This window comes from Leisingera sp. JC1, from assembly GCF_001679925.1.
GTDB lineage: Bacteria > Pseudomonadota > Alphaproteobacteria > Rhodobacterales > Rhodobacteraceae > Leisingera.
Window position 1 is genome coordinate 144,826 of sequence record NZ_LYUZ01000002.1, and the last position, 26,538, is coordinate 171,363.

General features: G+C 59.0%; 25 protein-coding genes and 2 pseudogenes. 12 read left to right on the top strand and 15 right to left on the bottom strand.

All coding sequences use genetic code 11. The annotated features are described in order from the left end of the window. Positions 1-24 precede the first annotated feature (24 nt). The 6 genes from A9D60_RS02675 to A9D60_RS02700 form a co-directional block, all read right to left on the bottom strand. Positions 25-1,026, bottom strand: coding sequence for a Gfo/Idh/MocA family oxidoreductase (locus A9D60_RS02675; RefSeq protein WP_065266184.1), 1,002 nt, complete (start codon positions 1,024-1,026; stop codon positions 25-27). Beyond that, on the bottom strand, positions 1,023-1,928 hold the full coding sequence (locus A9D60_RS02680) for a sugar phosphate isomerase/epimerase family protein (RefSeq protein ID WP_065266185.1): 906 nt from the start codon (positions 1,926-1,928) through the stop codon (positions 1,023-1,025). Before A9D60_RS02680 ends, A9D60_RS02675 begins: the two co-directional genes overlap by 4 nt. Positions 1,929-2,015: 87 nt before the next feature. Then, positions 2,016-2,837, bottom strand: a complete 822-nt coding sequence (locus A9D60_RS02685; RefSeq protein WP_065266186.1) for an ATP-binding cassette domain-containing protein — start codon at positions 2,835-2,837, stop codon at positions 2,016-2,018. A 10-nt stretch (positions 2,838-2,847) separates the two neighbouring features. Next, positions 2,848-3,846 carry an ABC transporter permease gene (locus tag A9D60_RS02690; protein ID WP_065266187.1) on the bottom strand — a complete coding sequence of 333 codons (999 nt, stop codon included), beginning with the start codon at positions 3,844-3,846 and terminating at the stop codon, positions 2,848-2,850. Between the two features lie 10 nt (positions 3,847-3,856). Continuing rightward, on the bottom strand, positions 3,857-4,906 hold the full coding sequence (locus A9D60_RS02695) for an ABC transporter permease (RefSeq protein ID WP_065266188.1): 1,050 nt from the start codon (positions 4,904-4,906) through the stop codon (positions 3,857-3,859). A gap of 121 nt (positions 4,907-5,027) precedes the next feature. Further along, positions 5,028-6,002, bottom strand: coding sequence for a sugar ABC transporter substrate-binding protein (locus A9D60_RS02700; RefSeq protein ID WP_065266189.1), 975 nt, complete (start codon positions 6,000-6,002; stop codon positions 5,028-5,030). A gap of 159 nt (positions 6,003-6,161) precedes the next feature. On the opposite strand from A9D60_RS02700, the gene A9D60_RS02705 reads away from it, so the two are divergent. Beyond that, positions 6,162-7,196 (top strand): LacI family DNA-binding transcriptional regulator, encoded by a 1,035-nt coding sequence (locus A9D60_RS02705; protein ID WP_065266190.1) that lies wholly within the window; start codon positions 6,162-6,164, stop codon positions 7,194-7,196. Positions 7,197-7,955: 759 nt separating this feature from the next. Here the strand turns inward: A9D60_RS02705 and A9D60_RS02710 are convergent. Continuing rightward, positions 7,956-8,264, bottom strand: a complete 309-nt coding sequence (locus A9D60_RS02710; protein ID WP_065266191.1) for a hypothetical protein — start codon at positions 8,262-8,264, stop codon at positions 7,956-7,958. A 390-nt stretch (positions 8,265-8,654) separates the two neighbouring features. Then, complete coding sequence (locus A9D60_RS02715; RefSeq protein WP_065266192.1) at positions 8,655-9,665, bottom strand: GlxA family transcriptional regulator; 1,011 nt, start codon at positions 9,663-9,665, stop codon at positions 8,655-8,657. 91 nt (positions 9,666-9,756) lie between these two features. On the opposite strand from A9D60_RS02715, the gene A9D60_RS02720 reads away from it, so the two are divergent. The 10 genes from A9D60_RS02720 to A9D60_RS02765 all read left to right on the top strand — a co-directional run bounded on the left by A9D60_RS02720 (position 9,757) and on the right by A9D60_RS02765 (position 18,995). Beyond that, entirely contained in the window at positions 9,757-10,803 is a 1,047-nt protein-coding gene (locus A9D60_RS02720; protein WP_065266193.1) for a proline racemase family protein, read from the top strand. Between the two features lie 214 nt (positions 10,804-11,017). Continuing rightward, complete coding sequence (dctP, locus tag A9D60_RS02725; protein ID WP_065266194.1) at positions 11,018-12,040, top strand: TRAP transporter substrate-binding protein DctP; 1,023 nt, start codon at positions 11,018-11,020, stop codon at positions 12,038-12,040. 54 nt (positions 12,041-12,094) lie between these two features. Beyond that, positions 12,095-12,628, top strand: coding sequence for a TRAP transporter small permease (locus A9D60_RS02730; RefSeq protein ID WP_065266195.1), 534 nt, complete (start codon positions 12,095-12,097; stop codon positions 12,626-12,628). Continuing rightward, entirely contained in the window at positions 12,625-13,929 is a 1,305-nt protein-coding gene (locus A9D60_RS02735; protein WP_065266196.1) for a TRAP transporter large permease, read from the top strand. The genes A9D60_RS02730 and A9D60_RS02735 overlap by 4 nt, the downstream gene beginning before the upstream one ends. 17 nt (positions 13,930-13,946) lie before the next feature. After that, positions 13,947-14,396, top strand: coding sequence for a universal stress protein (locus tag A9D60_RS02740; protein WP_065266197.1), 450 nt, complete (start codon positions 13,947-13,949; stop codon positions 14,394-14,396). 12 nt (positions 14,397-14,408) lie between these two features. Continuing rightward, entirely contained in the window at positions 14,409-14,954 is a 546-nt protein-coding gene (locus tag A9D60_RS02745) for an asparaginase domain-containing protein (protein WP_217492025.1), read from the top strand. Between the two features lie 3 nt (positions 14,955-14,957). Then, positions 14,958-16,343: an aspartate ammonia-lyase gene (locus A9D60_RS02750; protein WP_065266199.1), complete on the top strand. Its 1,386-nt coding sequence runs from the start codon at positions 14,958-14,960 to the stop codon at positions 16,341-16,343. A gap of 488 nt (positions 16,344-16,831) precedes the next feature. Further along, the gene (locus A9D60_RS02755) at positions 16,832-17,110 is read left to right on the top strand and encodes a phage integrase N-terminal SAM-like domain-containing protein (RefSeq protein ID WP_083194079.1); all 279 of its coding nucleotides are present in this window, start codon (positions 16,832-16,834) and stop codon (positions 17,108-17,110) included. 27 nt (positions 17,111-17,137) lie between these two features. After that, on the top strand, positions 17,138-18,097 hold the full coding sequence (locus tag A9D60_RS02760; RefSeq protein WP_065266200.1) for a patatin-like phospholipase family protein: 960 nt from the start codon (positions 17,138-17,140) through the stop codon (positions 18,095-18,097). A gap of 1 nt (position 18,098) precedes the next feature. Beyond that, positions 18,099-18,995, top strand: coding sequence for a nucleotidyltransferase domain-containing protein (locus A9D60_RS02765; protein ID WP_065266201.1), 897 nt, complete (start codon positions 18,099-18,101; stop codon positions 18,993-18,995). A gap of 259 nt (positions 18,996-19,254) precedes the next feature. On the opposite strand, the gene A9D60_RS02770 is transcribed toward A9D60_RS02765, so the two are convergent. The 4 genes from A9D60_RS02770 to A9D60_RS27325 form a co-directional block, all read right to left on the bottom strand. Then, on the bottom strand, positions 19,255-19,782 hold the full coding sequence (locus A9D60_RS02770) for a hypothetical protein (RefSeq protein WP_065266202.1): 528 nt from the start codon (positions 19,780-19,782) through the stop codon (positions 19,255-19,257). Then, on the bottom strand, positions 19,779-20,825 hold the full coding sequence (locus tag A9D60_RS02775) for a YaaC family protein (protein WP_065266203.1): 1,047 nt from the start codon (positions 20,823-20,825) through the stop codon (positions 19,779-19,781). Before A9D60_RS02775 ends, A9D60_RS02770 begins: the two co-directional genes overlap by 4 nt. Before the next feature lie 199 nt (positions 20,826-21,024). Beyond that, positions 21,025-22,728 (bottom strand): IS66 family transposase, encoded by a 1,704-nt coding sequence (tnpC, locus tag A9D60_RS02780; RefSeq protein WP_175392874.1) that lies wholly within the window; start codon positions 22,726-22,728, stop codon positions 21,025-21,027. A 202-nt stretch (positions 22,729-22,930) separates the two neighbouring features. After that, the gene (locus A9D60_RS27325; RefSeq protein WP_141117785.1) at positions 22,931-23,170 is read right to left on the bottom strand and encodes a helix-turn-helix domain-containing protein; all 240 of its coding nucleotides are present in this window, start codon (positions 23,168-23,170) and stop codon (positions 22,931-22,933) included. Between the two features lie 466 nt (positions 23,171-23,636). On the opposite strand from A9D60_RS27325, the gene A9D60_RS02785 reads away from it, so the two are divergent. Next, the gene (locus A9D60_RS02785; protein WP_065266205.1) at positions 23,637-24,221 is read left to right on the top strand and encodes an N-6 DNA methylase; all 585 of its coding nucleotides are present in this window, start codon (positions 23,637-23,639) and stop codon (positions 24,219-24,221) included. Positions 24,222-24,283: 62 nt separating this feature from the next. Here the strand turns inward: A9D60_RS02785 and A9D60_RS26785 are convergent, their stop codons facing one another. The 3 genes and pseudogenes from A9D60_RS26785 to istA form a co-directional block, all read right to left on the bottom strand. After that, entirely contained in the window at positions 24,284-24,454 is a 171-nt protein-coding gene (locus A9D60_RS26785) for a hypothetical protein (protein WP_441295053.1), read from the bottom strand. A 12-nt stretch (positions 24,455-24,466) separates the two neighbouring features. Continuing rightward, a pseudogene (gene istB / locus A9D60_RS02790) lies at positions 24,467-25,254 on the bottom strand (IS21-like element helper ATPase IstB); the annotation flags it as partial. Beyond that, a pseudogene (gene istA / locus A9D60_RS02795) lies at positions 25,251-26,419 on the bottom strand (IS21 family transposase). The pseudogenes istB and istA, both read right to left, overlap by 4 nt. Between the last annotated feature and the right edge of the window lie 119 nt (positions 26,420-26,538).

Genomic DNA, 26,538 nt, shown 5'->3' on the forward strand with positions numbered 1-26,538 from the left:
GGAGCCCATTCTGGGGCAGGTTGTTCAGGAATAGATCTCGGGTTTCCCGATCATCTGGATCGTTTCCCGCCCGCCGCTCTTGACCGCACGCAGCGCCGCGTCGGCGACCAGCGTTGCGGCATAGCCGTCCCAGGTGGAGGGGCCGGTTGCGCCGCCTTGGCCCGCCGCCAGAAGCCATTCGCGGAACTCCTGGTCATAGGCCTCGGTGAAACGCTCGCGCCAATCCTCGGGAATGGCCTGGCGGATGCCGAAATGGTCGGAAATCACCGTCGCCGGGCGGTTCGGCAGCGCCGCCACCCCCGTTTCGCAGGAAACCTCTCCGCGGATGTCGTAGCCGTAGGCGATATTCACCGAGATCTCGACATCGACGATGGCACCCGATTGCATGTGCAGCATCACCATGACCGGGTCGCGCAGATCCGTGCCCCGGCTTGAGCGGCGCGGCACCCGCACTTCGACACTCTCGATCTCGTCCGCCAGAAGCCAGCGCGAAATATCCGCGTCATGCACCAGCGTGTCATTGAGCGGCATCTCGGAGGTATAGAGCCCTTCCGGAACCGATGCATTGCGATGCACGGATTTGTACATCAGCGGCGCACCGAGACTGCCGCCGTCGATCACCGCCTTGAGCCGCCGGTAGTCGGCATCGAACCGGCGCATGAACCCGACCTGCACCAGGCGGCGCCCAAAGGCGGCCTCGGCCTCCATCACCCGCAGCGCGGCGGCCTCGGAGGTGACCAGCGGCTTTTCGCAGAACACGGGTTTTCCGGCAGCAATGCAATCGAGCAGCTGTTCCTCATGGGCCGGGCCCCAGGAACAAATCACGATGGCCTGCACATTATCGGACCGGACCAGAGCCTGCGGGGTTTCGAACACCTCAGCCCCTTCCGGGGCCGCCGAGGCGGCACGGTCGTAGTCGATGTCGCTGACCCCGGTGATCTCCGCGCCGGAAAGAACCCGTGTGAGACGGCGGATGTGGTCCTGGCCAATCATCCCCGTTCCGATGACACCAACCTGCAGGCTCATTTCGGCCCCCAGTACTTGTCGATGTAGCGCTGCATCTCATTGCGCATGAAGACGCCGGATTCGTCGGCCTTTTCCTCCCAGGCGAAGACGCAGGCGGTCATGATGCCGTCAAAGCCAACCTCGTGCAGAGTGCGGTAGAAGTCGTCCCAAGGCACTTCGCCCTGGCCGATGTTCAGGTGCTGATGCACCCGCGCCGAGGAGCCCGGCGGGTTGATGATGTAGCGCAGGCCGGAACTGGCCTTGTGGTTGAAAGTGTCGGCGATATGCACATGCGCCAGCACATCGGCGCATTCGCGCAGCATCGCCACCGTGTCATCGCCGAAGTAGAAGGTATGCGGCGTGCAGTAGAGGAATTTCACCCGCGGCGAATTCACCGTGCGGATCAGATCGACCGAGGGCTGCAGGGTCTCCACCCAGTCCTCCGGGTGCGGTTCGATATGCAGGTTGATGCCCTCGCGTTCGAACACCGGCACCAGCTCCTCCATCGAGCGCCACCAGGCGTCTTCGCAGGCCTCGATCATGCTGCCGGTGTGGCAGCAGTAGCAGGTGCCCTTGTCGGGATGCGGGCCGCGGCCGAATTCCGAGTTCATGGTATCGACACCCATTTCCACGGCAATCTCGATCGCACGCTTCCAGTGCTTGACCGCGGCCTGGCGCTCGTCCTCGTCGTTGGAGGCCCAGCGGTACATCGGCAGCAGCGTGGCGATGCCCACGCCGGAGTCCGACAGCGCCTTCTTGAAACTCTTGATCCGGTCCGGGAAGACGCGCGGCGCCTTGAACCATTCCAGGAAATCGCCGCGCGGGCTGAGTTCGATCCAGTCGTAACCCAGCTCGGCCACTTTCGAGGGCAGCTCCTCGAGGCTCAGGTGGCGGTGCATGAAGGGGTCGAGAGTAATCTTCATCCGGACTCTCCGTTGTTTGGGGGTGAGAGGGGCCACCCCACCCGCGAGCGGCGGGTGGAACAGCAGTAAAATGCAATTGGGCGGGCCTCATTCGGCGGGCGGCGGCGGCGGGTGGCCTTCGTGGCTTTCCATGTAGGTCTCGATCTCGGAGCCGAGATCGGCCAGGGCCTCGCCGCCGGCCATCAGGTCGGTGATTTCCTCGCGGGACTTCTCGTCGCGCATGAAATTCGCTGCCAGCGCACCACGGATCAGCACCGCGAAGTGGTCGCCGACCGCCATCGCATGGGTGACCTGGTGGGTGATGAAGATCACCGCGATGCCGCGCTTCTTGGCCTCCAGGACGATGCGCAGGACGTGGCTCGCCTGTTTCACCCCAAGCGCCGCGGTGGGCTCGTCCAGGATCAGCACCCGGGCGCCGAAATGCACGGCGCGGGCAATGGCCAGCGACTGCCGTTCGCCACCAGATAAGCCGCCGATCAGCCGGTCGCCGTCGTCGATGCGGGTGATGCCGAATTCCTGCACCGCCTTCACCGCAGTCTCATTCGCGGTCTTGCGGTCGAAGATCTTGAATGGGCCGATCTTCTTGACCGGCTCGACGCCGACAAAGAAGCTGCGCCCGATCGACATCAGCGGGAAGGTTCCGCCGAACTGGTGAACCGTGGCGATCCCGCGGTCGGCGGCATCCTTGGGCTTGCCGAAGTCGACCCGCTCGCCATCCATCCAGATCTCGCCCGAGGTGGGTTTGTGAACTCCTGCCAGCGTCTTGATCAGGGTGGACTTGCCCGCGCCGTTGTCGCCAAGAAGGCAGAGCACTTCACCTGCATTCACTTTGAGGGAGATGTCGTGCAGAACGTCGATCGGCCCGAAGGATTTGTTGACGTTCCTGAGTTCCAGAACCGGTGTCGTCATGTCTTAGTCCTCACTTCTTTTTCGCGGGCGAATAGTTCACCGCCATGGTGCGGAAGGTGTTGTTCATCAGCACGGCTGCCAGCAGCATCACGCCGATGATCAGGCTCGACCAGTTGCGGTCGATATCGGTGAAATAAATCCCCTGGTTCACCACGGCGAAGGTCAGCGTGCCGAAGAAGATCCCCAGGATCGATCCGAAGCCGCCGGTCAGCAGCACCCCTCCAACCACGACCGAGACGACCGCGTTGAAGATGTAGTTCATGCCGCCCGAGACCTGCGCCGAGTTGAACAGGATGGCGCCGCACATGCCGACGAAGCAGGCCGAGGTGGCCGACAGCACGAAGAGCATGATGGTCATACGGTCGGTGGGGATGCCCGCGTTGCGCGCGCTCTCCTTGTCGCCGCCCATGGCGAACAGCCAGTTGCCGTAGGGGGTGTGATGGACCACCAGGGCGAAGATTGCGGTCAGGGCCAGCCACCACAGGATGATGATCTGGAAGCTGCCGCCGATGAGCTGACCGAACAGGGCCTTGCTCCAGTCCGGGGCGTTGAGCGCAACGCTGGCATTGCCGGTCAGCAACACCGAGGCGCTGAGCACGATGCCCTGCATGGCGACCAGCGTAGCCAGGGTGATAATCAGCGACGGCACCGAGGTGCGCACGGTCAGGAAGCCATTGATCAGCCCCACCACCACGCCGAGGCCAAGCGCGCCCAGCATGCCGACGATGATCGGCAGCTCATAGTGTCCGGAGAGGATCGCGATGGTCATAGAGCCGGCCGGGATCATAGCGCCGATCGAGATGTCCAGCTCGCCCGCCATCATCAGCATGCCCACCGGGAGCGCGACGATACCGAGATTGGCGGCGAAGTTCACCCAGCTGGCGGCGCCCAGAAGGTTGCCCAGGTCCACACCGCCGAAAAGCACGTAGAACAGGATGACAGCGATCAGGCTGAGGATGGAGCCGGCAGCGGGCTGCCGCAACAGAGTGCCGAATGCAAAAGTGTTCATGGGTTCGCCCTCAGCTTTTCTTCTTGGTGGAGTAGGACAAGGCCAGCTGCCGGAAACTGTCATTAGTCAGCACCGCGATCAGCAGCAGGGCACCGATGATGACACTGCCCAGATTGGGGTCGAAACCGGTGAAATAGATGCCTTGGTTGACCATCGAGAACGTGATCGTGCCGAAGATGATGCCTATGACCGAGCCGAAGCCACCGGTCAGCAGCACCCCGCCGATGACCACGCACATGATGGAGTTGAAGATGAAGGCCTGGCCGCCGGCGACCTGGGCGCTCTGGTAGACCATGGCCTGGCTGACACCGACGAAGGCCGCGCAGAAGCCGCTGATCATGAACAGCGAGATGGTCAGCCGCTCGGTGGGAATGCCGGCGTTGCGGGCGCTGACGCGGTCACCGCCCAGAGCGAAGATCCAATTGCCCACCGGTGATACATGCAGCAGATAAGCCATGATCAGCGCCGCCGTGATCCACCAGAAGATTGTGATCTGGAACATGCCTCCGATGAACTGGCCGAGGACGGCCTTGGAGACAGCTCCGGGCACGATAAAGGCGCTGGTGGAACCGGTCAGAAGCACTGCAAAGCCCAGCGTCAGCCCCATTACCGCGAACATCGTGCCGATAGTGACAATCAGCGAAGGCACCTGCGTGCGGATCACCAGGAGACCGTTCACCAGTCCGACAAGCAATCCAACCGCAAGCCCGGCAAAAATGCCGACAGCCTCCGGCGCGCCATAGTGGCCCGAAACGACGGCGGTGGTGAGCGAGGCAGCGGGAATGATAGCGCCGATGGACAGGTCGAGTTCGCCGGCAATCATCAGAATACCGATGGGCAAGGCCACGATGCCGATTTCGGCGGCCACGTTGAGCCAGCTGGCAAAACCGGCGGGCGAGACGAAGATCTTGCCGGCGAAGATCACGAAAAAGGTAAAGACCGCGGCCATACCCAGGAATGAGCCTGCTTCGGGGCGCCGGGCGATCCGTCCCAGGGTCAGCAGCGGTTTGCTGCTGCCGCTGGCGGACGCGGCTGATTTGGATTGGGTGGCTGTAGCCATGAGGGGGTCCTCCGTTCTTGGACGGCGCGGGGCGGGTCCGCGTTTTGCGGAAGCCGCTTCGGCAAAGCCGCCGGGCATTCGGGGTAAGGCGGCTTTGTTATTCAGGCAGGAATGGGCCGCCTTAGCGGGTGCCTTCCTTCACGCCGGCCAGTGTCGCGTCGACATTCTTGGAGTCGACGATACCTGGGCCGGTCAGGATTTCGCGGGTCGGAACCGTCAGTCCGTAATTCACGTAGCTATTCAGAATCGACACCGCCAGGTAGCCCTGATGATAGCCCTGTTGGTCGATGGCGCAGGCCTGGGTCCCGGTCTTGATGTTGTTCAGGATCGACTCGTCGAAATTCATGCCGCAGACATGAACCTGGCCGGTCTTGCCCGCCTGGGCGATGCCACTGACGGCCGAATTGGCATCGACGTTGCCGATGGCAAAGACGGCGTTGATGTCGGGGTTCTGCAGCAGGTGCGCGCGCAGCGCCTGGGCTACCGCTGTGGCCGAGCCGAAAGAAGTCGCCGGAAGCGGCAGCACGGTGCCGGTGCCGCCGACACTCTGGATGCCGTCGACAAAGCCCGAGCAGAACGCTTCGATATTGGCCGCACCAGGCAGAGTGTTGAGGCAGACGCCGTTTGTCTTGCCGGAGTTGCCAAGGTATTCGCCCCCGGCGAAGCCGCCCTTGTAATCATTCGAGCCAACGTAGTTCATCGCGCCAAGCCGCTCGGCTGCTTCGATGCCGCCAGCATTGTAGATGACCAACGGAATGCCGGCATCGGTCACCGCCTGGAACGCGGGGTCCATCGCTTCCGGCACCCAGTTGGGGCCGACGATCGCATCCGCGCCCTGGTCAATCGCCTGGCGGATCAGCTCCGCTGCGTCGACGCCGAGATTGTCATAGTTCTGCGGGCCGAGCCAGGTGACCGAACCGCCCTGCGCCTCGGCGACAATCCCGGCATCTTCAGCGCCGCGCTTGACGATCGACCAGAAGGGATCGTCCGGCTTGCCGCCAACAACAAAGATGTCTGCGGCCAGCACAGCAGTAGCTGCGCAGGCCGCGATTGCAGCACTGGATAGGGTGCCCGCGATACGGCTGATGTTCTTCATTTTCAACTTCCTCCCATGGCCCACCTCCCTGATGAGCCCTCTTTGTGGCAGAGTTTATACCGGAGAGCTGGCACTTCGTGAATGAATTAATGGTGCATTCATGTCAAAAGTGTCATAACGTATCACTCATTGTGATACTAAACAGCAGGAGCCCGCAGCATGACCCGGCCGACAATCGCAGATCTCGCCAAGGCGGCGGGGGTTTCCGTCTCCACCGTCAACCGGGTGCTGAGCGGCAAGGCTTTGGTCAAGGGCACAACCATGCAGCGGGTCCAAAGTGCCGCCGAAGAAATCGGGTTTTATGGACTTGGCGCTATCGAGACACGGCTGCGCGAGGCGACGCCGAATTACCGGATGGGGTTTCTACTGCAGCAGTCGAACCGGGAACTGTATCAGCTGATCGGCAAGGAAGCCGCCGCCGCATGCCGCCGCCGCCGCGACGAAGTGGTCGATCCTCTGGTCGATTTCGTCGATTTACTGACCCCCGAGAACATCGCCGGACGGTTGCTGGCGCTTGGCAAGGAATGCGATGCGGTCGCGGTGATCGCAGGGGACCACCCGGTGATTGCCCACGCCATCCACGAGCTTCGCGGGCTGGGCAAGCCGGTCGTTTCCTACATAACTGATCAGTCAGCCCCGGACCGGGCCGCCTATGTCGGGGCCGACAACTGGAAACTGGGCCGCACCGCCGCCTGGTTCATCGCCCAGATGACCCACGAGCCGGGCCGCGTCGCGGTCTTCATCGGCAACCACCGTTACCAATGCCAGGACGTTGCCGATGCCAGCCTGCGCTCTTACATTCGCGAACACGCGCCGCACCTTACCGTGGATGACAGCCGCCCGACCCATGAGGAATCAGGCGAAGCCTACCGGATGGTGAAAGAGTTGCTGGAAACGGCGGACGACCTTGCAGGAATTCTCATTGTGGGCGGCGGCATTTCCGGCGTTCTGCAGGCGCTGCGGCAAGCCCCCGAAGAACGGCGCAAGGGCGTTCGCGTGATTTGCAGGGACACGGGCCCGGAGACCCGCAAAGGCCTTTCCGAAGGGCTGATTACGGCAGCGCTATGCCACCCGCTCGGCGCCATTTCGGATCTGCTTGTCGAAACGATGATCGAAGTCGCCCAGCAAGAAGTCTCGAACGCAACTCTGCAGCGGACATTGCCGTTTGACATCGTCACCCCCGAAAACATTTGACCCAGAACAACGGCCTTACTTGGCAGGAACTCAGACTTCAACGATGGCGTTCACCGCGTCAATACCGCCTCAGCTTCCCGGCGGCTGACCGGTGGCGATGCAGGAGTCATAGAAACATTTCCACTGCTTTGGCCGCAATTGTTATAGGTGGACATACGGGTTTCTCTCCTGTTGAAATCAGTGTGCCGAACGGTGGAATTATCCCGCGGCCCGGTAGATGGAACGAAAAGTCTTGCGCAATGCACAAGTGTCCGGTCTGGTGAAACTTCACTGCGGGGGCAGTAGACGAAGTAAACGGCAACAATGAACTGGCCTTTCCCGCACGACTTCGCTGCGGTAACGAAATGCTGCAACTGCTCGCCCGGTAGTTTGGGCTCACTGCTGTTTTTCGGCAGTGCTGAAAAGAAGGGGTCCCAATGGACGCTGGAAAGTCAGCTTCCTTAAATGGCTCCACGAGATCTTGCACTTGCGGAGAAGGTCCGCAAACCGCCCAACCTTTGGGTGCTGCCCACTTGAAGTGTTTGGCTGGTCGGGTCCGCTAAGGGCTGGCTTGAGCCGATCACAACTGGCCTGGGGCAGGCTGGCGCTGGTTTTTCGGTGCTGTACTGCCGCATGGCGGCTCGGAGCCCACAGCGGACCTTGATCGCTTACCAGGCCTTCGCGTGTGCAGCACGATGCAATCGGCGCTTAGCGGCCGTTGATGGAACAGCCAACCAAACATAGCAGTGCGCAGCAAACCAACCTTCGAAGTGAAGCGGTCTAATCCGCCGTTTTGATGAGTTTCTGCTCAAGGTGCCTGATGATCTGAGAGCCGAGAGTACCTGCAAACCGCTGATCGTGCTTGTTCATAATCTGGTAGAGCAAAAGATACTCAGCCGGAGGAGTGGGACTAGAGATATCGCCCTTAAGGCGTGAAGCCACAATTTCCTGATGGCCTTTGTAAAGCGCTGACATAGCCAAGGAACTTTGGCTAACTTCATTGCAAATCTTCTCAAGCGTCTCATCGTCAGCTTCGATGACAACTTGTTTGCGAGTCTCTGGATCAAACATCGGCATAGTTCGCAGCATTATTGATTTCCCTGTTCGACTGGACATTACAAGCAAGTGCAGTGCGACGTTATTGTAGCATGCAAATTGCTAGCTAAAGAAGGCGATAAGAGGCTCCGATCCTGCCGCCCGCTGTGGTGGCCAGAGACCGACGGTTCGAGCCCAACCCCGACCCTCGATTTTCATGCTGCGCTCGCACGCAGCGCGCCAGCGCCCCGCATCGCCGAATTTCTCCCACCGCATGGCAGAAAGAAATGCGGCCATTCCAGCAGCCTGCGGCAAATCTGTAACCTCGAATTCCCGCTGAACGGATCAGAAAATACGTTGGTTAGCCGAGGGCGACGAAACCGGGATTGCTCAGATTGAGAAGTCCGAACGATTGCGGAAGTCCGGTGGAGCCTACGTAGAATACTAACGCTGTTTCGCGAGCCGCGTTTCGCGGTAGCGCTTAGGTGTCTCTCCAAACTTCGCCTTGAACCAGCGGGAAAAATGGCTGCTGTCGGAGAATCCGCACTCATAGGAGATCTGAGTGATCGTGCGCTTGGAGTTCATCAGGCGCCAGCGCGCGTGCTGCAGGCGCATATCACGCCAAACCTCCTGCGGCGTTGCCTTGGCATGCTGCAGGAATACCCGGTTGAGCTGGCGAACGGTGGAACCGAGCATCTCGGCCAGATGCTCGGTGGTGTCTGGCTCGCGCAGCTTCTGCCGCATGATTTTGACCGCCTGCTCGACCCGCCAATTGCCGCATTCTTCCAGGTCCTGGTAGGGCAGTCGCCCGACCTCATGGGCTGAGCGGTGCTCATCCACCACCAGCGCCGTTAACCCCTTCATCCCGCGCGAGCGCCCGCAGTGCTCAATTAATATTTCCACCGCCAGATCAATTGCCGCGGTTCCACCAGGGCAGGTCAGAATATCTCCTTCGGAGACATAAAGCTCGTTCTCGACAGGGATCACTTCCGGGAACATCTGCACGAATTCCGGCCGGTGATGCGCGTGGATCGCCGCCCGGCGCCCGTCCAGTAGGCCGGTCTTGGCCAAGGCAAAACTGCCGGTGCAAAGACCTACCAGCTTGGTGCCCTTGGCATGTGCCGCGCGCAGGAAGCCGTAGGTGTCCCGATGCACCCCTTCCAGCTGGTCAATCAGGCCGCCCACGACGACAACATAGTCATACTCGCCGGCTTCCGCGTAAGTCTTCCAGGGAGTGATCGCCATGCCTGTGCTGGAAGGCACCGGCGTCAGGTCATGTCCCAGCACCTCCCAGTGGCAGAAGATCTGGCGGCTGCGGTCTGCCTCATCCGCGGAATGCCGCACCGCATCAGCGAACCCGGCCAGCGGCAGGATAGTGAAGGCCGGCGTCAGGATGAAGGCAAAGCGCACATCCGGTTCCTGGCCAACGGGGCGTTGCGGGGTCCCAAAGTCCATTATCGCGCCTTTTTGTCCGAGAAATGTCTAGTACATACTATTTCTGGACTGCTCTGTTCCGCAAGTTTCCATCAAAACGTAAGGAGAAACGATGCGCTGGAACAAGACAGTGACCGTGATCGGAGCCCACGCCGAGGGGGAAGTCGGCCGCGTGCTGACCGGCGGCGTGCTGGACATCCCCGGCACCAGTACACTGGAGAAGATGCAATACCTGCAGGCCAACGACGCGTTGCGTCAGTTCGTGAACAAGGAGCCGCGCGGCTGCGCGCAGATGACCACCAATTTGCTGCTGCCGCCTGCGGCGCCCGGCGCGGATGCCGCCTTTATCCCGATGCAGGCCGATGGCACCCATGCGATGTCCGGCTCCAACGCCATGTGTGTCACCACCGTGCTGCTGGAAACCGGCATGCTGCCGATGCAGGAACCGCAAACCACGGTGGTTCTCGATACCGCCGCCGGTCTGGTCAAGGCGGTAGCAGACTGCTGCGACGGAAGGGTGGAGCGGGTGACACTCGACTTCTTCCCTGCTTTCGCCGAGCATCTGGATGTGCCGCTGGAAGTCTCAGGCTTGGGCACTTTGAGCGTGGATGTCGCTTTCGGCGGCGTCTACTATGTTCTCCCCCGCGCGCCGGAGCTGGGCTTCCGCATCGGTCCGGATATGGCGCAGGACATGGTGTCGCTCGGCGCTCGCATCAAAGCCGCCGCACAGGAGCAACTGCCAGTCCAACACCCGGAAATAACCGCCTTCAACAGCATCGACTTTCTGATGTTCACCGACGGCGTGGACCCGGATCAGGGCATCTACCAAAATGCCACCATCATGCCGCCGGGCCGGGTCGACCGGTCGCCCTGCGGCACCGGCACCGCCGCGCGGCTGGCGGTTATGCATGCCAAGCGCCAGGCCCGGCCAGGCCAGGAATTCAAAATGCGCTCCACCATCAACTCGGAATTCACAGCCTCCATCCTCGGCACGGCTGTGGTTGGAAMCCGCCCCGCCATTTTGCCGCGTCTGTCCGGGCGTGCCTGGATCTACGCAACCATGCAGCTGGGGGCGGATCCCAGCGACCCTTATCCACTGGGCTACACCATGGCGGACACTTGGGGCGCCGAAATCGAGCATGTGATCCCGGGGCTCTAGAAGCCCGGATCAGACAACAACACGACGTTCTCCCCACTGGACCGGCCGCTCTGCGTGCCGGTTCTTTTTTTACCCAACGCCCAGCGGAAACTCATGTCTGTTATATTATGGAAAAAGGCCAATTCATACAATTATGCCCGCGAAATCTCCTCCTATTCTTTCCCCAGAGCCGCCGTTTCCGGCGCGTCTTGCAACCTGAAAAGGGAGGAAAACCATGTTCTCGAAATTCAACCGCCGCACAGTCTTGAGCGCTGCTGCTGCCGCCACCGCGCTGAGCCTCACCGGCCTTGCGGCCTCGGCTGAAACCACCCTGCGCCTGTCGCATCTGTCGCCGCCCGATAGCGACATGGACAAATGGGCGCATGAATTTGCTTCCCGCGTCGCAACGGAAACCGACGGCCGCGTCGATGTCCGGATCTTCCCGGCCAGCCAACTCGGCGACTGGGAGGAAGTCTACGAGCAGCTGAGCCAGGGCGCGGTCGATCTGGCAATCCAGTCGGTCTCCACCAAATTCGACTCCCGTCTGGCGCTGACCTGGTTCCCCTATACCGCGGTTGACTACGATAGCGCCAAAGACGCCTGGAACACCGGCGGCTTCCTGTTCAACATCGTCAATGACCTGATCGAGCCGCAGCAGATCCAAGCGCTGGCGCCCTATGCCTTTGGCCTCGGCGGCGTGGCCGTGGGCAAGCCGGTGGCGGATCCCAAGAATCCCGATGCCGACCACAGCGACCTGAAGATCCGGGTCTGGCCCTCGGGTGTCGGCACCCATAAACCGCTGCTGGAGCGCCTCGGCTATTCCACCACCACCATGCCTTGGGCCGAGCTTTATACCGGCGTCCAGACCGGTGTGATCGACGGCATGGTCGGCGGGGTGCCGGAGAACGCGGTGCGCGATTGGAACGGCGTGGTCGATACCTGGCTGCAGCTCAATGATCACTTCGAGATCAACTGGCTGCTGGGCTCCGCCTTCACCGTGGCCAATCTGGACGAAGCAGACCGCGCCGCGATCTCCAAGGTTGCCGCAGAACTCGCTACCGAACGCTTTGACGCGGTTGAGGCTGCCGACAACGGCTACCTGCAGCAGCTGCGCGACGCCGGCGTGACCGTGGTCACCTACTCCAAGGACGAAATCGAAGTCATGGCCGCTGCTGTTCGCAAGGACGCCTGGCCGCAGATGAAGCCTGAGATCGGCGACGAGCTCTATGAACTGATCCAGAGCCACTACGGCAAGTAACGAAAAGACCCCGGAGGGCTTCAGCCCTCCGGATCCCCTGCGCGGGAGGAACTCATGCTTCAAGAACGGCAAACCCAAATCCAAAACCCGATCTGGCAGCTCAAGCTGAAGATCCAGCGCCTGGTGATGTTCGTCACCAGTATCGCCTTCACCGTCTCAGTCTTCCTTCAGGTGGTGACGCGCTACCTCTTCAACTACTCGCTGTTCGGTATCGAAGAGTTTGCAAGCTTCGCCGGCGTCATCATGTATTTTGTTGGCTCAGCCTATGCCACGCATGAGCGCAGCCATATCTCCGCCAGCCTGGTCGACACCATCTTTGGCGAGGGCCGCATCACCGCCGGCGTCCATGCCTTTACCCGGCTGCTGGCGGCGGTGCTGACCATCTACATCCTGGTGGTGATGTGGGACCTCCTGGTCTTCACCGAGCGGATGAACACCAAATCGACCGAGCTGCGGGTTCCGATGATCTGGATCTACGGCACCATGTTCGCAGGCCTCACCCTCACCGCCTTCTACTTCATCCTCGAATTCTACGACAGCCTGCGCGCCACCATCTGGCACACGCCCGCTGAGGAGACCGTCAAATGAGCTCCCTGATCCTAATGGATGTCGCCCTCCTTGTGACACTGATGATCCTCGGCGTACCGGTGGCCATGACCTTCGTCGCCGCCGCCGCCTTTCTGATCATCTTCGGCGACTACAACTCCACCACTTTCCTGATCACCTCGGGCTATTCCAAGGTCTCCTCGGTCGTGCTGCTGGCGATTCCGCTATATATCCTGGCGGGCGGCATCATGACTCAGGGCGGCATTGCCAAGCGGCTGCTCGATCTGGCTGACAGCATCCTGGGACGCTATCGCTCAGGCCTTGGAGTGGTTACGGTGATCACCACCGCGATTTTTGGCGCCATCTCGGGCATGGCCTCCTCCGCTGTGGCCGCAATCGGATCCATCGCCATCCCGCGTATGGTCGAGCAGGGTTACGACCGCGGCTATGCCACCTCGCTAGTCAGCTGCTCGGCGGTGCTGGCACTGCTGATCCCGCCAAGCGCCACCATGATCCTCTATGGCTGGGTCACTGGAACTTCGATCGCCGCGAGCTTCCTGGCACCGCTGATCCCCGCCATGATCCTGATTGCACTGTTTTCCTTCTGGAACATGGTCTTGACCCGCAAGATGGACATCGCCGTGGCCGAACCACAGCCCTTCAACGCGCAAATGAAAACCGTCTTCCAGCGCTCTCGCGAAGCCGGGTTCGGCCTGGCGATGCCAATGATCATCCTCGGCTTCATTTATGGCGGCATAACCACACCGACCGAGGCCGCTGCCGTCGCCGTGGTCTATGCCCTGCCGGTCGCCTTCCTGATCTACCGCGAGCTGACTTTCAAATCCTTCTACGACGTGGTCTGGAAGTCCGCTCAGGTGACGGCGGTGCTGATGCTGGTGATCTTCACCGCCAACATGCTGGCCCGCGTGCTGACGCTGGAGGAGGTACCGCAGCAGATCCTCACCTCGATGCTGGCAGTTTCGGAAAACCCGATCGTGCTCCTGCTGCTGGTCAACGCCTTCCTCTTGATGATCGGCATGTTCATGGAGGATGTCTCCGGCATCCTTCTCGCCGCCCCGCTCCTGTTGCCCGTGGTGACCGAGGCCGGCGTCCACCCCGTCCACTTCGCCGCCATTATCGGCGTCAACCTCGGCATGGGGCTGATCACGCCGCCCACTGCGCCGATCCTCTACTTCGGCACCCTCATCGGCCAGACCACCCTTGCCAAGGTGGTGAAACCCACCCTGGTTTTTGTGTTCCTCGCCTATTTCCCGGTGGTGATGCTGACCACTTTCATTCCCCCGCTGGCGCTGTGGCTGCCTGAACTGATCACCGGGCTTTAAGAGAAGGGAGTGCCCTCATGAAACTGCGCATCCTAGTCCCCGTTGATGTCGAAGAGCCCCGGTCCTGGAGCGGCGTCCTCTCTGAACTACACCAGCACGCCAAGGGCAACGAGATCGAGCTAACAGTGGCCACTGTGGTGCCGGAGCTCGGCACCGTCATCGCCCAGGCAGCTCAGGCGGCGCCCTTCGCTTCGGTGCTGCCCGCGGACTTCAGGGACAAGGCCCTGTCGGTGGCCCGGACCCGCTTGGAGGAGCTCACCGCAACAGAAGAATTCGGCCCGGTCCAGCGGGTCGTTCGCGCGGGCTCTGTCTATTCCGAAATCCTGCAAACCGCCGGTGAAACCGCGGCGGACCTCATTGTCCTGATGTCGCACTTACCCGACTTTGGCGACTACCTGCTGGGCCCCAACGCAGCCAAGATCGTGCGCCATGCCACCTGCTCGGTGCTTGTCGTACGCCCAAAATAACGAGACCTGACCATGACCACCCCCTCCCCGGGCCGCATCGGAATGCGTGCAGGCCCGCTCTCTGTTGCGGTCATAATGACCGGTGGCACCATCGCCAAAAGCTACCATCCGGGCGAGGCCCGGCTGTTCAACTACGAGCTCAAGATCAAGGAGTTGATCGAGAGCCTGCGACTGGATGACCTCCGCTTCACCTATCTCGACCTGATGCAGAAGGACTCGCTCGACATCACGGAAGGCGACCGCACCCAGATAGCCCAGGCGGTTTCAGAGGCCGCCAAGACCCATGGTGCAGTGCTGGTGACCCACGGAACCGACAGCATGGCTGCCAGCGGTGAGATCCTCTGCGCGCAGATGAACAGCATCCCGGTGCCGGTCATCTTCACCGGCGCCATGGTGCCTTTTGCGGTGACCGGATCGGACGCCGTCCAGAACGTGACAGAGGCGCTGCTGGCGCTGCGGCTGCTGCCGCCCGGCGCCTACATCGCCTTTCACAACCGGATCCTGGCGCTGCCCGGCGTGCGCAAGGACTACGACACACTGACCTTCAAGGAGGCCTGAAACATGCCCCGTACAGAGACTGACAGCATCGGCCCGCGTGAGCTGCCTGACGACGCGCTCTATGGCGTAAACACCCTGCGCGCGACGGAAAACTTCGACATCTCACCTCTTAGCATTGGCAACGAACCTGCATTTATCCGCGCGTTGGCTTCCATCAAAAAAGCTGCAGCCAAGTCCAACCGCGAGATTGGCATCCTGACCAATGCGCAGGCAGAGGCCATCGTGACAGCCTGTGATGAAATCCTGGCCGGGCAGCACCACGATCAGTTCGTAGTGAACCTGCTGGAGGGCTCCGGTGGCACCTCGATCAACATGAACGCCAACGAGGTGATCGCCAACCGCTCACTGCAGATCATGGGGCATGCCGCCGGCCAATACGAGCATCTGAGTCCGAATGACCACGTCAACTCTGGCCAATCCACCAACGACGTGGTGCCCTCTGCTGTAAAGCTCGCGGTTCTGGAAAAGGCACCTGCGCTGGTAGCCGCGCTTAGCTGCCTCGCAGAGACGGTGCAGGAAAAGGCCGACGAATTCGTTGATGTGCTGAAGATTGGCCGCACCTGCATGCAGGCCGCCCAGCCGATGACACTTGGACAGGAGTTCGGCGGCTACTCCGCAGCAATGTTCCGTGTCCGGAACAAGATTGATACGTCTGTGGCCGACCTGCAAGTTCTGCCCCTTGGCGGCACCGCAATTGGTACAGGCCTAGGCGCGCAGCCCGGCTATAAGGAAGCTGTCTACCGCCATTTGTCCGCTGATCTAGGTCTGCCGCTGCGCCCGGCGGAAAACATGTTCGACGGAATGCAAAACTCAGACAGCTTCGCACGGGTCTCCTCGGAATTCCGCATTGCAGCCGAAGTGATTGGCAAGATCAGCCTCGATCTGATCATCCTCTCTTCCGGCACCAAGTCCGGCATTGGCGAGATCAAGTTGCCCGCCGTGCAACCGGGCTCCTCGATCATGCCGGGCAAGGTGAACCCGGTGCTGCCGATGATGATGCAGCAGGTGGCCTATGCGATAGTGGGCAACGATGCAGCCGTGTCCTTGGCCTCGCTGGGCGGCCAGCTGGAAATCAACCATTTCGAGCCCGTGATCGCCTCACGCCTGTTCGACAGCATGGACCTGCTAACCCGCGGCAGCCTGATTTTTGCGGACAAATGCATCTCCGGCATTCGTGCGCTGGAAGATCAAGCACTTGAAAACCTGCTGGGCTCATCGGCCCTGGCAACCGTGTTCGTCCCTCAGTTCGGCTACGACCAAGTATCAAAAATCGTCAAACAGGCGGAAGCGGACAACAAGGACTTCGTAGATGTGCTTATCGGGATGGGCTTGTTGTCCAAAGAAGAAGTTGTAAACGCTCTGCGCAGTGCGGCTTACCCTCCTCCTTAACAGAAAACACAAAAACCGAACTGTTGTTTAGACGGAAAAGTGTGGGGAGAAGCGCCTGTTTCGAACTACGGGTGTATCGGCGGTATGTTCTCTTGGGCGCGTGGACGCAGCCTCACGCAGCTTCTGCGAAAGGCCGTTTTGCCCCCACAGTGACCTGGGAAACCTGTTCAGGAGAGGTGCGGCGGGAGGCAACGGCGTCGCTGCGGGCGCTGATTTCAGAGGTGCGGATGGTTCCGGACGCAGACGCACCGTAAGCGTTACCAAGAGCCCCCAAACCAGTTTATTCCAGGCGGCACTTCACAGCCTTATATTGGCGTACGCCAATACGGGAGCGCGAAACTTGGTCTTGATCGGCCCATGGACGAAGCCGCTCCGCGGCATTGGCGCGGGTGGCTGGTGTTCAGCGATGATCTGACAGCGGTGCATTTGGGGATCGGCATTTCTGCCTGACGATTGAGCCCTTCTCAATCATCAGACAGGAGGCTCCCATGACAGAGGAGAGATCAACCCCGCTTCGAGAGCGGATGATCGAGGGCATGCGCATCCGCGGGATGGGCGATAAGGTGCAGAAGGCGCATATCCGGGCGATCAAGGATTTTGCCATTTTCCTCTGGCATCCGCCGGATACCGCCTCACAGGAGGAACTTCGCGCCTATCGACTGCACATGACGGATACCCGGAGTTTTCGTCGGTGTCCGGCCAGCAGGATTGTAAACGATGGGGCAGACAACCATATCTTGCGCTCAGCGGGTTCCTGCCTACGTTAGGTGGAGCTATCCGCATCTGAGGCCCTTATGACTGAAACCACCAGTAGACCCGAAAATCGTCCCGACCTCTGTCGCATCCTCAGCTTGGACGGCGGAGGTGCCAAAGGTTTCTACACCCTCGGGGTTCTGCGCGAGGTGGAGGCACTTCTCGGTAGTCGGCTGCATGAACACTTCGACCTGATCTTCGGGACCAGTACGGGCTCCATTATCGCGTCGCTGCTGGCCCTGGGAAAGGACGTGGAGACTATCCACACGCTATACTGCGAGAATGTGCCCAAGGTCATGAAGAAGCGATCCGCATCGGCCCGATCTGCTGCGCTTCGAGAACTTGGCGAGGCGGTCTTCAAGCAAAGCACCTTCGAAGACGTCAAGACCGGCCTCGGCGTCGTCACCACGAAGTGGGAGATCGAGACGCCGATGATTTTCAAGGGCAGCGTGGCCCAGGCCCACGGCCGTGTCAGCACGTTCAAGCCCGGCTTCGGTTGCACGATCTCGGATGCTGTACAGGCGTCCTGCTCAGCGTATCCTTACTTCAACCGGCAAGTATTGACGACGGCGCTCGGCGACGTGGTGGAACTGGTTGACGGCGGGTACTGCGCGAATAACCCCACGCTGTATGGAATCGCTGATGCGGTAGCAGCGCTGAAATATGAGCCGAAGGACTGCCGGGTCTTGAGTATCGGGTGCGGAAACTACCCCAAGCCGAAGGAACCGTTGCATAAGCGATTGTATCGGCGGGTCCTACCTACCCTTCCGATCCTCGATAAGACGATGTCAGTGAACATCGCGTCGATGGAGCAGCTTCGGCTAATCCTTTTCAAGCAGGTCCCGACGGTCCGAATTGATGGCCGGTTCGAGAAGCCGGAGATGGCCACGGACCTCTTCGAGCACGATCTACGAAAACTGAACATTCTGCGTCAACGCGGGGCAGAGTCCTTCGCGGAGCGCGAAAATGATGTCCGCGATCTATTGATGAGTGAGGATTGAGATGGCGATTTCTGAAAGACAGTTGGAGACGTGGTCGCACCAAGGTTCGGTCCAACAATCGGCGGCAACCTACGAGGCCATCAGAAGGGTACTGAAGGACCCTCGGTCTCCGTACGCCAATCGTGACTTCAAAGTCTTCCTCCAAGGGTCCTATGGCAATGACACGAACGTCTGGTCCGAGAGCGATGTAGACATCGCCATCTGCCTATCATCGGTCTTCTACACTGACACGAGCGGACTCAGCGCGGACGAGCAACAGCGGTATGACCAGAACCGGTCACCGGCCGAGTACTCACTCAAGCAATTCAAAGAAGAGGTGACTCAGTGGCTACGGCAACACTTCGGCGACGGCGTCACTCCTGGGAACAAGGCGATCGCTGTTCCGGGCGGGAACAGTCGTCGGGACGCTGACGTCCTCGCCTGCTCGGAGCACCGTCGATACTACTCCTACCCAGCGTACGGACAGCCCGGCTTCCACGAAGGTATATGCTTCTGGACTTCGCGCGGGAGCAAGATCGTCAACTATCCGCACCAGCACATGAGCAATTGCACATCAATGCACCAGGCGACCAGCAGTCGGTTCAAGCCCAACGTCCGGGTCTTGAAGAATATGCGGAATGCAATGATCGTCGACGGGTTCTTGGAAGACGGGGTTGCGCCATCTTATTTCGTCGAAGGTATGCTTTACAATGTCCCGAACGATCAGTTCGTGTGGGCGCACCAGCAGACAGTAGAGAACGCTCTTGCTTGGCTTGAGCGCTGCAACGTCCCCGATCTGCTCTGTGCCAACGAGCGCTACTACCTCGTGAGGGAAGGCTCTGACGTCTGCTGGAACAATGAGGACTTCCACAGGACCCTGACCTCTATGCGGCGGTACTGGAATAGTAGTCGTCGGTAACTACAGGCCGATTGCCTGAATGTCTTCGATGCACAGTACCACGTGGTGCGCCACAGGGAAACTGCGGAACGAAACCCTTTAGGTATTCCATTTTCTGTCTCCTGACCTGCTCAACGATCGGAGTGTAGCCCACCCTGCACTACTCGGCACGGCCCAGAGGTTGTCGAAAGCCAAGCGATCCGTCCGGGCAATTCGCCGATCAGTTCGGCCTTGGTGGGTGGTCGACATGCTGCGGGAGGCTCCGCTCGCCGCGGGCAAGCTATCCTTCCTTTTCCAAGACCGAAAGCGCATTGGCGAGTTGTCTGGCACAATCTTCAAGGTCTTCATACCGGATTACCCGAAAGATACTTGGCATTCCCAGGGCCATAAGGGTGACGAAGCCTTCGCCTATCTGCAGAATGTGGTCGATTGAATCCTCGGGGTTCTGATAGTGTCTTTCTGCCGCACGATTACAACCGTAGTCTTTGAAAAGCAGTATTATCGGAGTGTCGTTACTCTCGGCAATCTGCAATTCAATTCCCAAACCTGTAGATGGAAAACTGGCTTCAGCGATGACAATATCGGCTTCCTCGACCATCTTTCGATCCCAAAGATAGCATAATCTCGCTTTGTCGTCTTGCTTACGCTTTTCGAGTTGAGGGTCGCTGTCAACGAGTGCGTACTTGACGGTCAACCCGTCAACTGAGGCGCGAGTTGCAGATGCTATACCGTGAATTACGTCTACATACTCATTGAAAACAGGTTTTGGTACATGCGTAAGGCCGCATGCCAAATAGGCACTCTTCATGATGGAGATCTCACATTTGGTGTTTGGAATTGATAACCGGTTATCTCCGAGGCCATTTCATCCACGAATTGGATAGGAGACATACGCAAAAACTCATCAATCAACCAGTTCTTCTTGCTTGATAGGTGTTTATCGAGCTCGAGGGGCTTGTACCTGCAAAGCTCACTGAGACGGTGCATTGCCATCAAAGTCAGCGTCGGCACGCGACGCGATATGATCTTGGCAGCGTTAGGCCTGGTCCTCAGGTACCAGAGGGTCTGAGCACCATTTATATACTCAATGTCGCCTCGCAGCTGCAGGTTCAAGGCCGTTATTTGTGCAATGTCGGCTTCTGTCGGACGTCCGCCGTGGTTGCAAGGTACAGTTGCACTGGATCGAACACATTTGCCCGGAAATTCCGGGTCCTCGATAAAGGAGCCCGGGGCCCGGCGCAGAATGACACCCATACGATAGTCTCTGGATAACTCTGCCCTCAGATAAGCGACCCGAAGCACCGAATCGTGAACAAATCTGCAGTTGACCAGAGGAATGTAAACTTCAGTCTCTCGTTGATGAGTTAAAATATAGGTTCTGTGAATGAAGGGAAGATTAAGGAAAATGTCCTTTAGTGAGTGTTCGGTGGCTGTTTCACTCTCGGAGAAATATTGGCTGAGCGATCTGGCCACGCCATGATTAAGTAGGCGCACGCCTTCGTTTGAAAGATCTACTCGATCCGTTGGAGCGCGCATTCTCTTTTCGCGAACACCGTGGTGCTGTGTGTAGGTCACGTATTTTGAGGTCAAGAGTGACTTCGTAATATTCAAGTAACAGTAATATAGCGGTAAAGGTGATGCCTGAGCAGAAAGCCCAAGTGCGGCTGTATGGAATTCTCGCGCTTGCCGCCAATAGAAACGGGCATCATTCATGTTCTTCCGCTTCAGCCAAAGGTCGACGAATTGCCAAGGGCTCTCAGTAAGAACAGTCCTCGCATCCATCACAGGTGATGCGGCCGCCTTGTGCGGCTTGCAGACTCGCCCCTTGAACTGAACATCGCTCACCACCATTGATCGTTCTCCGCGTGTCACTTTTCAACCGATTTTGCCTATGTACTAGCGCTTGCGATTCCATTTAGAAACCTACGACGCCTCACTAGTTCGACTGTTTGAGCAGCTTTCCCGAAGACACGGAAAACCACCGTAAATGTTCGCCTCTCCCATGTAGCTGAAGTTGGTCTACGTCGCAGCGACAGTCGGCTTGCCGCCCTTACTGCACTGGAGGCAGCTTGACCATACAGTGCGCTGGCGCGTTCCACGGCAAGTAGCGACTGAAATCAATGTCTTCATCGAGATAGTTCGTTCTCAAAGTTGCGAGATCATCGATCATCCACTTAAAGTAGCGGTACGTGTCCACCCGGTTCAGCTTACAGGTTTCCACCAGCGAAGACATCGCCGCCCACGTATTGCCACCTTCTTCGCTGCCGATGAAGAGCGAGCCTTTGCGTTGCAAAATTATCGGCTTAAACTGACGTTCAACCGGATTTGTGTCGAGGTCAATGCGTCCGTCGTCGAGAAACTGTGTCAAAGAATCCCATCGTTTAAGTGTATAATTTATCGCCTTGCCTAGACTTTCTCTTTTCAAGACTTCGTCATGAGCCTCCCTCAGTCGCGAACGAAGCTCTTGGATGATTGGCGCCGAGTAATGTTTCCGGTAGCTCAGTCGCGCGTCCGGTGGCTGACCTCGGATAGTGCTTTCAATGTCAAAGAGTTTGCCCATTAGCTCGACGACCTCATTCGCAAAGGGTGAGTTCGCGGTTTTGGCTGCCTTAATGAAATTTCGTCGGGCATGCACCCAGCACTCAACTGACACGATGTTCGCAACATCTGTGTCAGACTGACCAAGCCGACCATACCCAGGGTACCCGTCGTGCTGTACGATGAGTGACTTACCACCAAGAATACCGTGAATATGCGTCATTGATCTTGTGGTTCGATGAAAGAAAGCTGTTGAGCGTGGTGCGTTTCCACCAAAGGAACTGTCATCCCGATGTGCGGCGTACATATAGGATTGCCCAGTTCTGCCTGTTCTGGGGCGCAATATCTTCAATGGGGTCTCATCAAAGAAGATCCGTGAGGCATCATCCAATGTGTGGCGCTGCAGCTCGGCAGTTACGCGCTTCAGCGCAAGGGAAAGCTTGCCGATCTGTTTGCACATGGTCCCGCGATAAAACGTGATGCCATCGTGGTTGAGCATATTCTCAACCCTGTACAATGGCATGCCCCAGCCGTAACGCATCGTCACCAAATAGGCCAATATACCAGTCCCGCTCGTTAATCCAGGCATCAGCGTAGGCTCGTACAAGGTTCCAATAGTGACATTATCTTTACGACAGCGATATTTAGGGTATTTCCGAACCGCGACGTAGAATTTTGCCGGAATGACCTCGCGTTTTTCGTCGGTCTCATAACCTCGGATAGTGCCGCCACAACCACATGGACAAGTTTCGGGGAAATTCACTGGGATTGGGATCCGCTCGAGGTTGTCCCAATTCTTGGGGCCGCGACCACTTGTGTTTCGCGGCTTTTTCGGTTTTTCAGCGGCAAACTTTGTGGTATTTGGTGATAGCCGAAGGCCTTTTGAACCAACTGCACCTTCATCAATAGAAGCGTCTCTACGTTTTCGTGCTGCTGATGTTTCCGACTTCGAACTGAACTGCTCGTGCAACAATTCAGCGAGCCTTTCGGATTGCTCCGCAAGTTTTATATTCAGTTTTTTTATTTGAGCGTCTTTGCTCTTGCATGCAGCGCGCAACACCTTGATCTCTGCCTTCGCGGAAAAGAGTTCGGATTCCACTGCAGAATACTGGTTGTCGCGCAGACGGTCCGCTTTTGCGATGTCTTCCGCTAGCTCCTGCACCAAAGTCTCGCTGAAAGTTGCGATCCGAGCGCAGGCAATTTGTATAGTATCCATTTCCCTTATCCCTACGATTAAGCAGGGTCTTGGCCCGAGCGTGCAAGCAAGACTGTAGTAGGCATGCCCGTAGCGGCGAGCATGCGACTTGACATCTGTAATGATGTTCGGGATAGAGGAGATGTCGCGCCTAGCGATTTTCCGAGGCCCTAGGGATTGCAGTCCCGGGGCCTCAACTCTTCCAGAGCCCTGTGTCTCTAGATTATCTATTCCCTCCACTATCGGCTGGGTAACGTTCAGGGAAGAGAGCTTCTGGTAGTGTTCCCAGTGCATGCGCCAGGATCATTTCGACACGCGCAGACCTACTTTTTCCAAGCGATACCGCGCTGACGGAAGAAATGCTGACTCCTGCACGCTTCGCGATCTCGGCTAAGGTCAGACCGCGGAGGGAAAGCTCGTATCTGATACGAGCATGCCTTTCTCTATCAATGGCCAAATCCAATTAAACGCCCCTTACCTTCGCGAATCACTTTCAAGAAGGAAATGGCGCACTGAAACATGAAGATCAACACTCAAGTTCAGATGAGAACTAAACGTCTATCTCAAAACGGCGCTACACTCATCCTTAGGGCATTTTTTTCGCAAGCTCAATATAGAGATTTTCGCAAACTCTAATTTTCGACAGGAGCGGTTATTTATATGGAGATCGTGAAACAGTGACCCTGTTTTTCGCAAGGCATCCGTTTATTTTTTCGCAAGTTGGGGGTCTCCCATTTGGCAAAACAAATTTTTTGCTTCGCTTTGGCTCCCGACGCCCAGCAGACCTTTCTATCTGCGGCGGGGCGTCAAGATTTCTACTTGGCCTGATCGGCCAACGTGTCTCTGTTCGTCGCAGCTAAGAAGCGCTAGACCTGAAAACATCTCGCGCAATGAGAACGCGAGGCAACTTGGCGAAGGGGCAGCACACTATGGCCATCAAGAAGAGCGATATCTACAGATCCCTGTGGGACAGCTGTGACCAGCTGCGGGGTGGTATGGACGCCTCCCTCTACAAGGACTACATCCTCACTCTGCTGTTCGTGAAATACGTCTCCGACCGCGTGGGCAAGCCAGACGCTCTGATCGAGGTGCCTCAAGGCTGCTCTTTCGAGGACCTCAAGAAACTCCGCGGCACCAAGGACATTGGTGAAGGCATCGACACGGCGATCGCCGGGATTGCCGAAGCCAACGACCTCAAGAACGTCATCGACCGTGCTTACTTCAACGATTCTGAGAAGTTCGGCCGTGGTGCCAAGATGGTCAAAACGCTGACCGCGCTCATCAACATTTTCAGCCGGGAGGAGCTGAACTTCAGCCGCAACCGGGCCGATGGTGATGACATCCTGGGCGACGCCTACGAATACCTGATGCGCAACTTTGCGACCGAGTCCGGCAAGAGCAAGGGGCAGTTCTACACCCCCGCCGAGGTCTCGCGCGTCGTCGCTGCGGTCGCGGGCGTCAGTCGCGCGACGAGCCCGAAGCAGACCGTCTACGACCCCACCTGTGGGTTGTAAATGCTGGATTGAATTTCCCCGGAAGTGCTGGCGCAAATTTCCCCACCTCGCGGGTTCGGCGATCAGCCGCGATGGTGATCGGCACCTCCGTTTTTTGGTGGCCGGCCGCGCCGTTTCGGCGGGAGCGGCGGTGCAATGTTGGCATGGGCGCGGGKGTGCTCGGGGRTCAGGTCAGCATGTTTKCGCAACCGGTAGCTGGCGCCCTCGATCTGGACCACAACGGCATGGTGCAACAGTCGGTCCANGGGAGCGGCGGTGCAATGTTGGCATGGGCGCGGGTGTGCTCGGGGATCAGGTCAGCATGTTTGCGCAACCGGTAGCTGGCGCCCTCGATCTGGACCACAACGGCATGGTGCAACAGTCGGTCCAGCAGTGCGGTTGCGACCACGGGGTCCCCAAAGACTTCACCCCATTCGGCAAAGCCGCGGTTTGACGTCAGGATCATCGCCCCTTTTTCGTATCGCGCGTTGACCAGCTGGAAGAACAGGTTGGCGCCGCCGCTGGTGATGGGAAGGTAACCGATTTCATCGACAATCAGCAGAGACGCACGGGCGTAAAACCGCAGCTTCTCAACCAGGCGACCCTCTCGCTCAGCCTTGGACAGCGCCTCAATCAGCTCGGCCAAGGTGCAGCGATAAACACTGCGCCCCGCCTTTACAGCTGCAACACCGATGGCCGTGGCGAGGTGGCTTTTACCTGTTCCCGGCGGGCCAAGGAAGTGCAGTACCTCTGCTCGCTGGATGAACTCCAGTTGGGCCAGCGCCATGATCCGCTGCCGGTCCAGTGATGGCTGGAACGAGAAGTCGAAGCTTTCCAGCGTCTTTATTGGGGTGAGGCGCGCTGTGCGTAGCCCAACACCGATCCGGCGGCCTTCCCGCAGGTTCAGTTCTTCGGTCAATAACTCGTCGATCGCCTCGATGGCGCTGATCTCGCCCTTCTCGAGGCGGCTGAGGGTCTGGTCCAGCGTCTCCAGGGCCCGGGCCATGTGCAGACTGACAAGGCTCTGGCGGATCCGTTCGGTCACCGGGGTCATGGGCGGCCCTCCGGTGTATTGGCCAGCCGGCGGCCCACGGCTTCATAAAAGGCCAGAGGGCGCCGTGCGACCGGGCCATCGGCCGGGGGCGACGGGAGCTGGACGGCCCGCCGTGCGGCTGGAATGGGCTTGCGATGACTGGGATCGACCCGGCGCTGGTTCTTGCCCTCCAGCACCGGGTGGCTGGCGATCAACTGGCCATCCTCAAAGATCCGGACCTCTGCCGGATGGTTCTGAACCTCGACGATCCGGCGCCGTGTGGTGTCGGGCACGCTGTATTGATTGCCACCCACGGCGACCATCCCCTCCTGGCTGATCCGCCGTTCGACGGTCAGAACCGCTTCGTATGGGCGCGCTGGCAAAGCCAGGAGCTGCGGTCCTTCCTCGGTAAAATGTTCATCGACAATCCGCTGTGTCGTGGCATGCACGCGAGGATTGGCGATGGTTGTGCGCCAGTCCTCGAACTGCGCGTTCAGATCGTCCAGATCTCGGAAGCTGCGCCCAAGGAAGAAGTCCTGCCGCACATAGCGGAACGGCCGCTCGACCTTTCCTTTTGTTTTAGCCCGACCTCACCAATGACAGCGGTCTTCATCCGGTCGTAGAGGATCTCGGTGCAGGCCCCGCCCATCGCGTCGAACGCGGCGATGTGACAGCGCATCACTGTTTCCAGAGTCTGGTTCGGGCAGAACCGCCCCCAGAGCCAGCGGCTGTGCCCAAGCACCATGCTGAACAGCCAGACCTTTCGCATGACGCCGGGCTCGCAGATGAACTCCACCTGGAACTCGGCAAAATCCACCTGGGCCTGCTGGCCCGCAGCCGTCTCGAAGCGGCGTTCGAACTGCCGCGGCACTGCGGGCCGGATCAGACGGAGATATTCCGTCAGCGTGGAATAGGCCCCTTCATACCCCATCGCCTTGATCTCGCGATGCAACCTGCGCGCTGAAAGACCAGGGAACGCTTCAAGCCGATCAATCAGATAGGATTGAAACCGATCTGCCAGCCGGTTGCTCGGCTCCCTTGGCCCATAAACCGGGGCCTCAAGGCCCCGCTCCAGATATTTCCTTACCGTCTTGCGGTCGAGCCCGGTCTGCCGCGCGATTGCGCTGATGCCAAGGCCCTGCCGCTTCAATTCAAAGATCATCACGATCTCCCTCAATCCCACCACCTGCGAGCCTTTCCATTGGCCTCTACAGGGGAAGTATGCGCGACCGATGATCAGGGGGGCATGCCCCCCTGATCATCGGCATCGGCGCCAAACTGGGGAATTTTCATCCAGCCGTTTTG

Excerpts from the sequence above, each read along its gene's own strand:
- A9D60_RS02675 (WP_065266184.1), bottom strand. The coding sequence starts at position 1,026 with ATGAGCCTGCAGGTTGGTGTCATCGGAACGGGGATGATTGGCCAGGAC.
- A9D60_RS02680 (WP_065266185.1), bottom strand. The coding sequence starts at position 1,928 with ATGAAGATTACTCTCGACCCCTTCATGCACCGCCACCTGAGCCTCGAG.
- A9D60_RS02685 (WP_065266186.1), bottom strand. The coding sequence starts at position 2,837 with ATGACGACACCGGTTCTGGAACTCAGGAACGTCAACAAATCCTTCGGG.
- A9D60_RS02690 (WP_065266187.1), bottom strand. The coding sequence starts at position 3,846 with ATGAACACTTTTGCATTCGGCACTCTGTTGCGGCAGCCCGCTGCCGGC.
- A9D60_RS02695 (WP_065266188.1), bottom strand. The coding sequence starts at position 4,906 with ATGGCTACAGCCACCCAATCCAAATCAGCCGCGTCCGCCAGCGGCAGC.
- A9D60_RS02700 (WP_065266189.1), bottom strand. The coding sequence starts at position 6,002 with ATGAAGAACATCAGCCGTATCGCGGGCACCCTATCCAGTGCTGCAATC.
- A9D60_RS02705 (WP_065266190.1), top strand. The coding sequence starts at position 6,162 with ATGACCCGGCCGACAATCGCAGATCTCGCCAAGGCGGCGGGGGTTTCC.
- A9D60_RS02710 (WP_065266191.1), bottom strand. The coding sequence starts at position 8,264 with ATGCTGCGAACTATGCCGATGTTTGATCCAGAGACTCGCAAACAAGTT.
- A9D60_RS02715 (WP_065266192.1), bottom strand. The coding sequence starts at position 9,665 with ATGGACTTTGGGACCCCGCAACGCCCCGTTGGCCAGGAACCGGATGTG.
- dctP (WP_065266194.1), top strand. The coding sequence starts at position 11,018 with ATGTTCTCGAAATTCAACCGCCGCACAGTCTTGAGCGCTGCTGCTGCC.
- A9D60_RS02730 (WP_065266195.1), top strand. The coding sequence starts at position 12,095 with ATGCTTCAAGAACGGCAAACCCAAATCCAAAACCCGATCTGGCAGCTC.
- A9D60_RS02735 (WP_065266196.1), top strand. The coding sequence starts at position 12,625 with ATGAGCTCCCTGATCCTAATGGATGTCGCCCTCCTTGTGACACTGATG.
- A9D60_RS02740 (WP_065266197.1), top strand. The coding sequence starts at position 13,947 with ATGAAACTGCGCATCCTAGTCCCCGTTGATGTCGAAGAGCCCCGGTCC.
- A9D60_RS02745 (WP_217492025.1), top strand. The coding sequence starts at position 14,409 with ATGACCACCCCCTCCCCGGGCCGCATCGGAATGCGTGCAGGCCCGCTC.
- A9D60_RS02750 (WP_065266199.1), top strand. The coding sequence starts at position 14,958 with ATGCCCCGTACAGAGACTGACAGCATCGGCCCGCGTGAGCTGCCTGAC.
- A9D60_RS02755 (WP_083194079.1), top strand. The coding sequence starts at position 16,832 with ATGACAGAGGAGAGATCAACCCCGCTTCGAGAGCGGATGATCGAGGGC.
- A9D60_RS02760 (WP_065266200.1), top strand. The coding sequence starts at position 17,138 with ATGACTGAAACCACCAGTAGACCCGAAAATCGTCCCGACCTCTGTCGC.
- A9D60_RS02765 (WP_065266201.1), top strand. The coding sequence starts at position 18,099 with ATGGCGATTTCTGAAAGACAGTTGGAGACGTGGTCGCACCAAGGTTCG.
- A9D60_RS02770 (WP_065266202.1), bottom strand. The coding sequence starts at position 19,782 with ATGAAGAGTGCCTATTTGGCATGCGGCCTTACGCATGTACCAAAACCT.
- A9D60_RS02775 (WP_065266203.1), bottom strand. The coding sequence starts at position 20,825 with ATGGTGGTGAGCGATGTTCAGTTCAAGGGGCGAGTCTGCAAGCCGCAC.
- tnpC (WP_175392874.1), bottom strand. The coding sequence starts at position 22,728 with ATGGATACTATACAAATTGCCTGCGCTCGGATCGCAACTTTCAGCGAG.
- A9D60_RS02785 (WP_065266205.1), top strand. The coding sequence starts at position 23,637 with ATGGCCATCAAGAAGAGCGATATCTACAGATCCCTGTGGGACAGCTGT.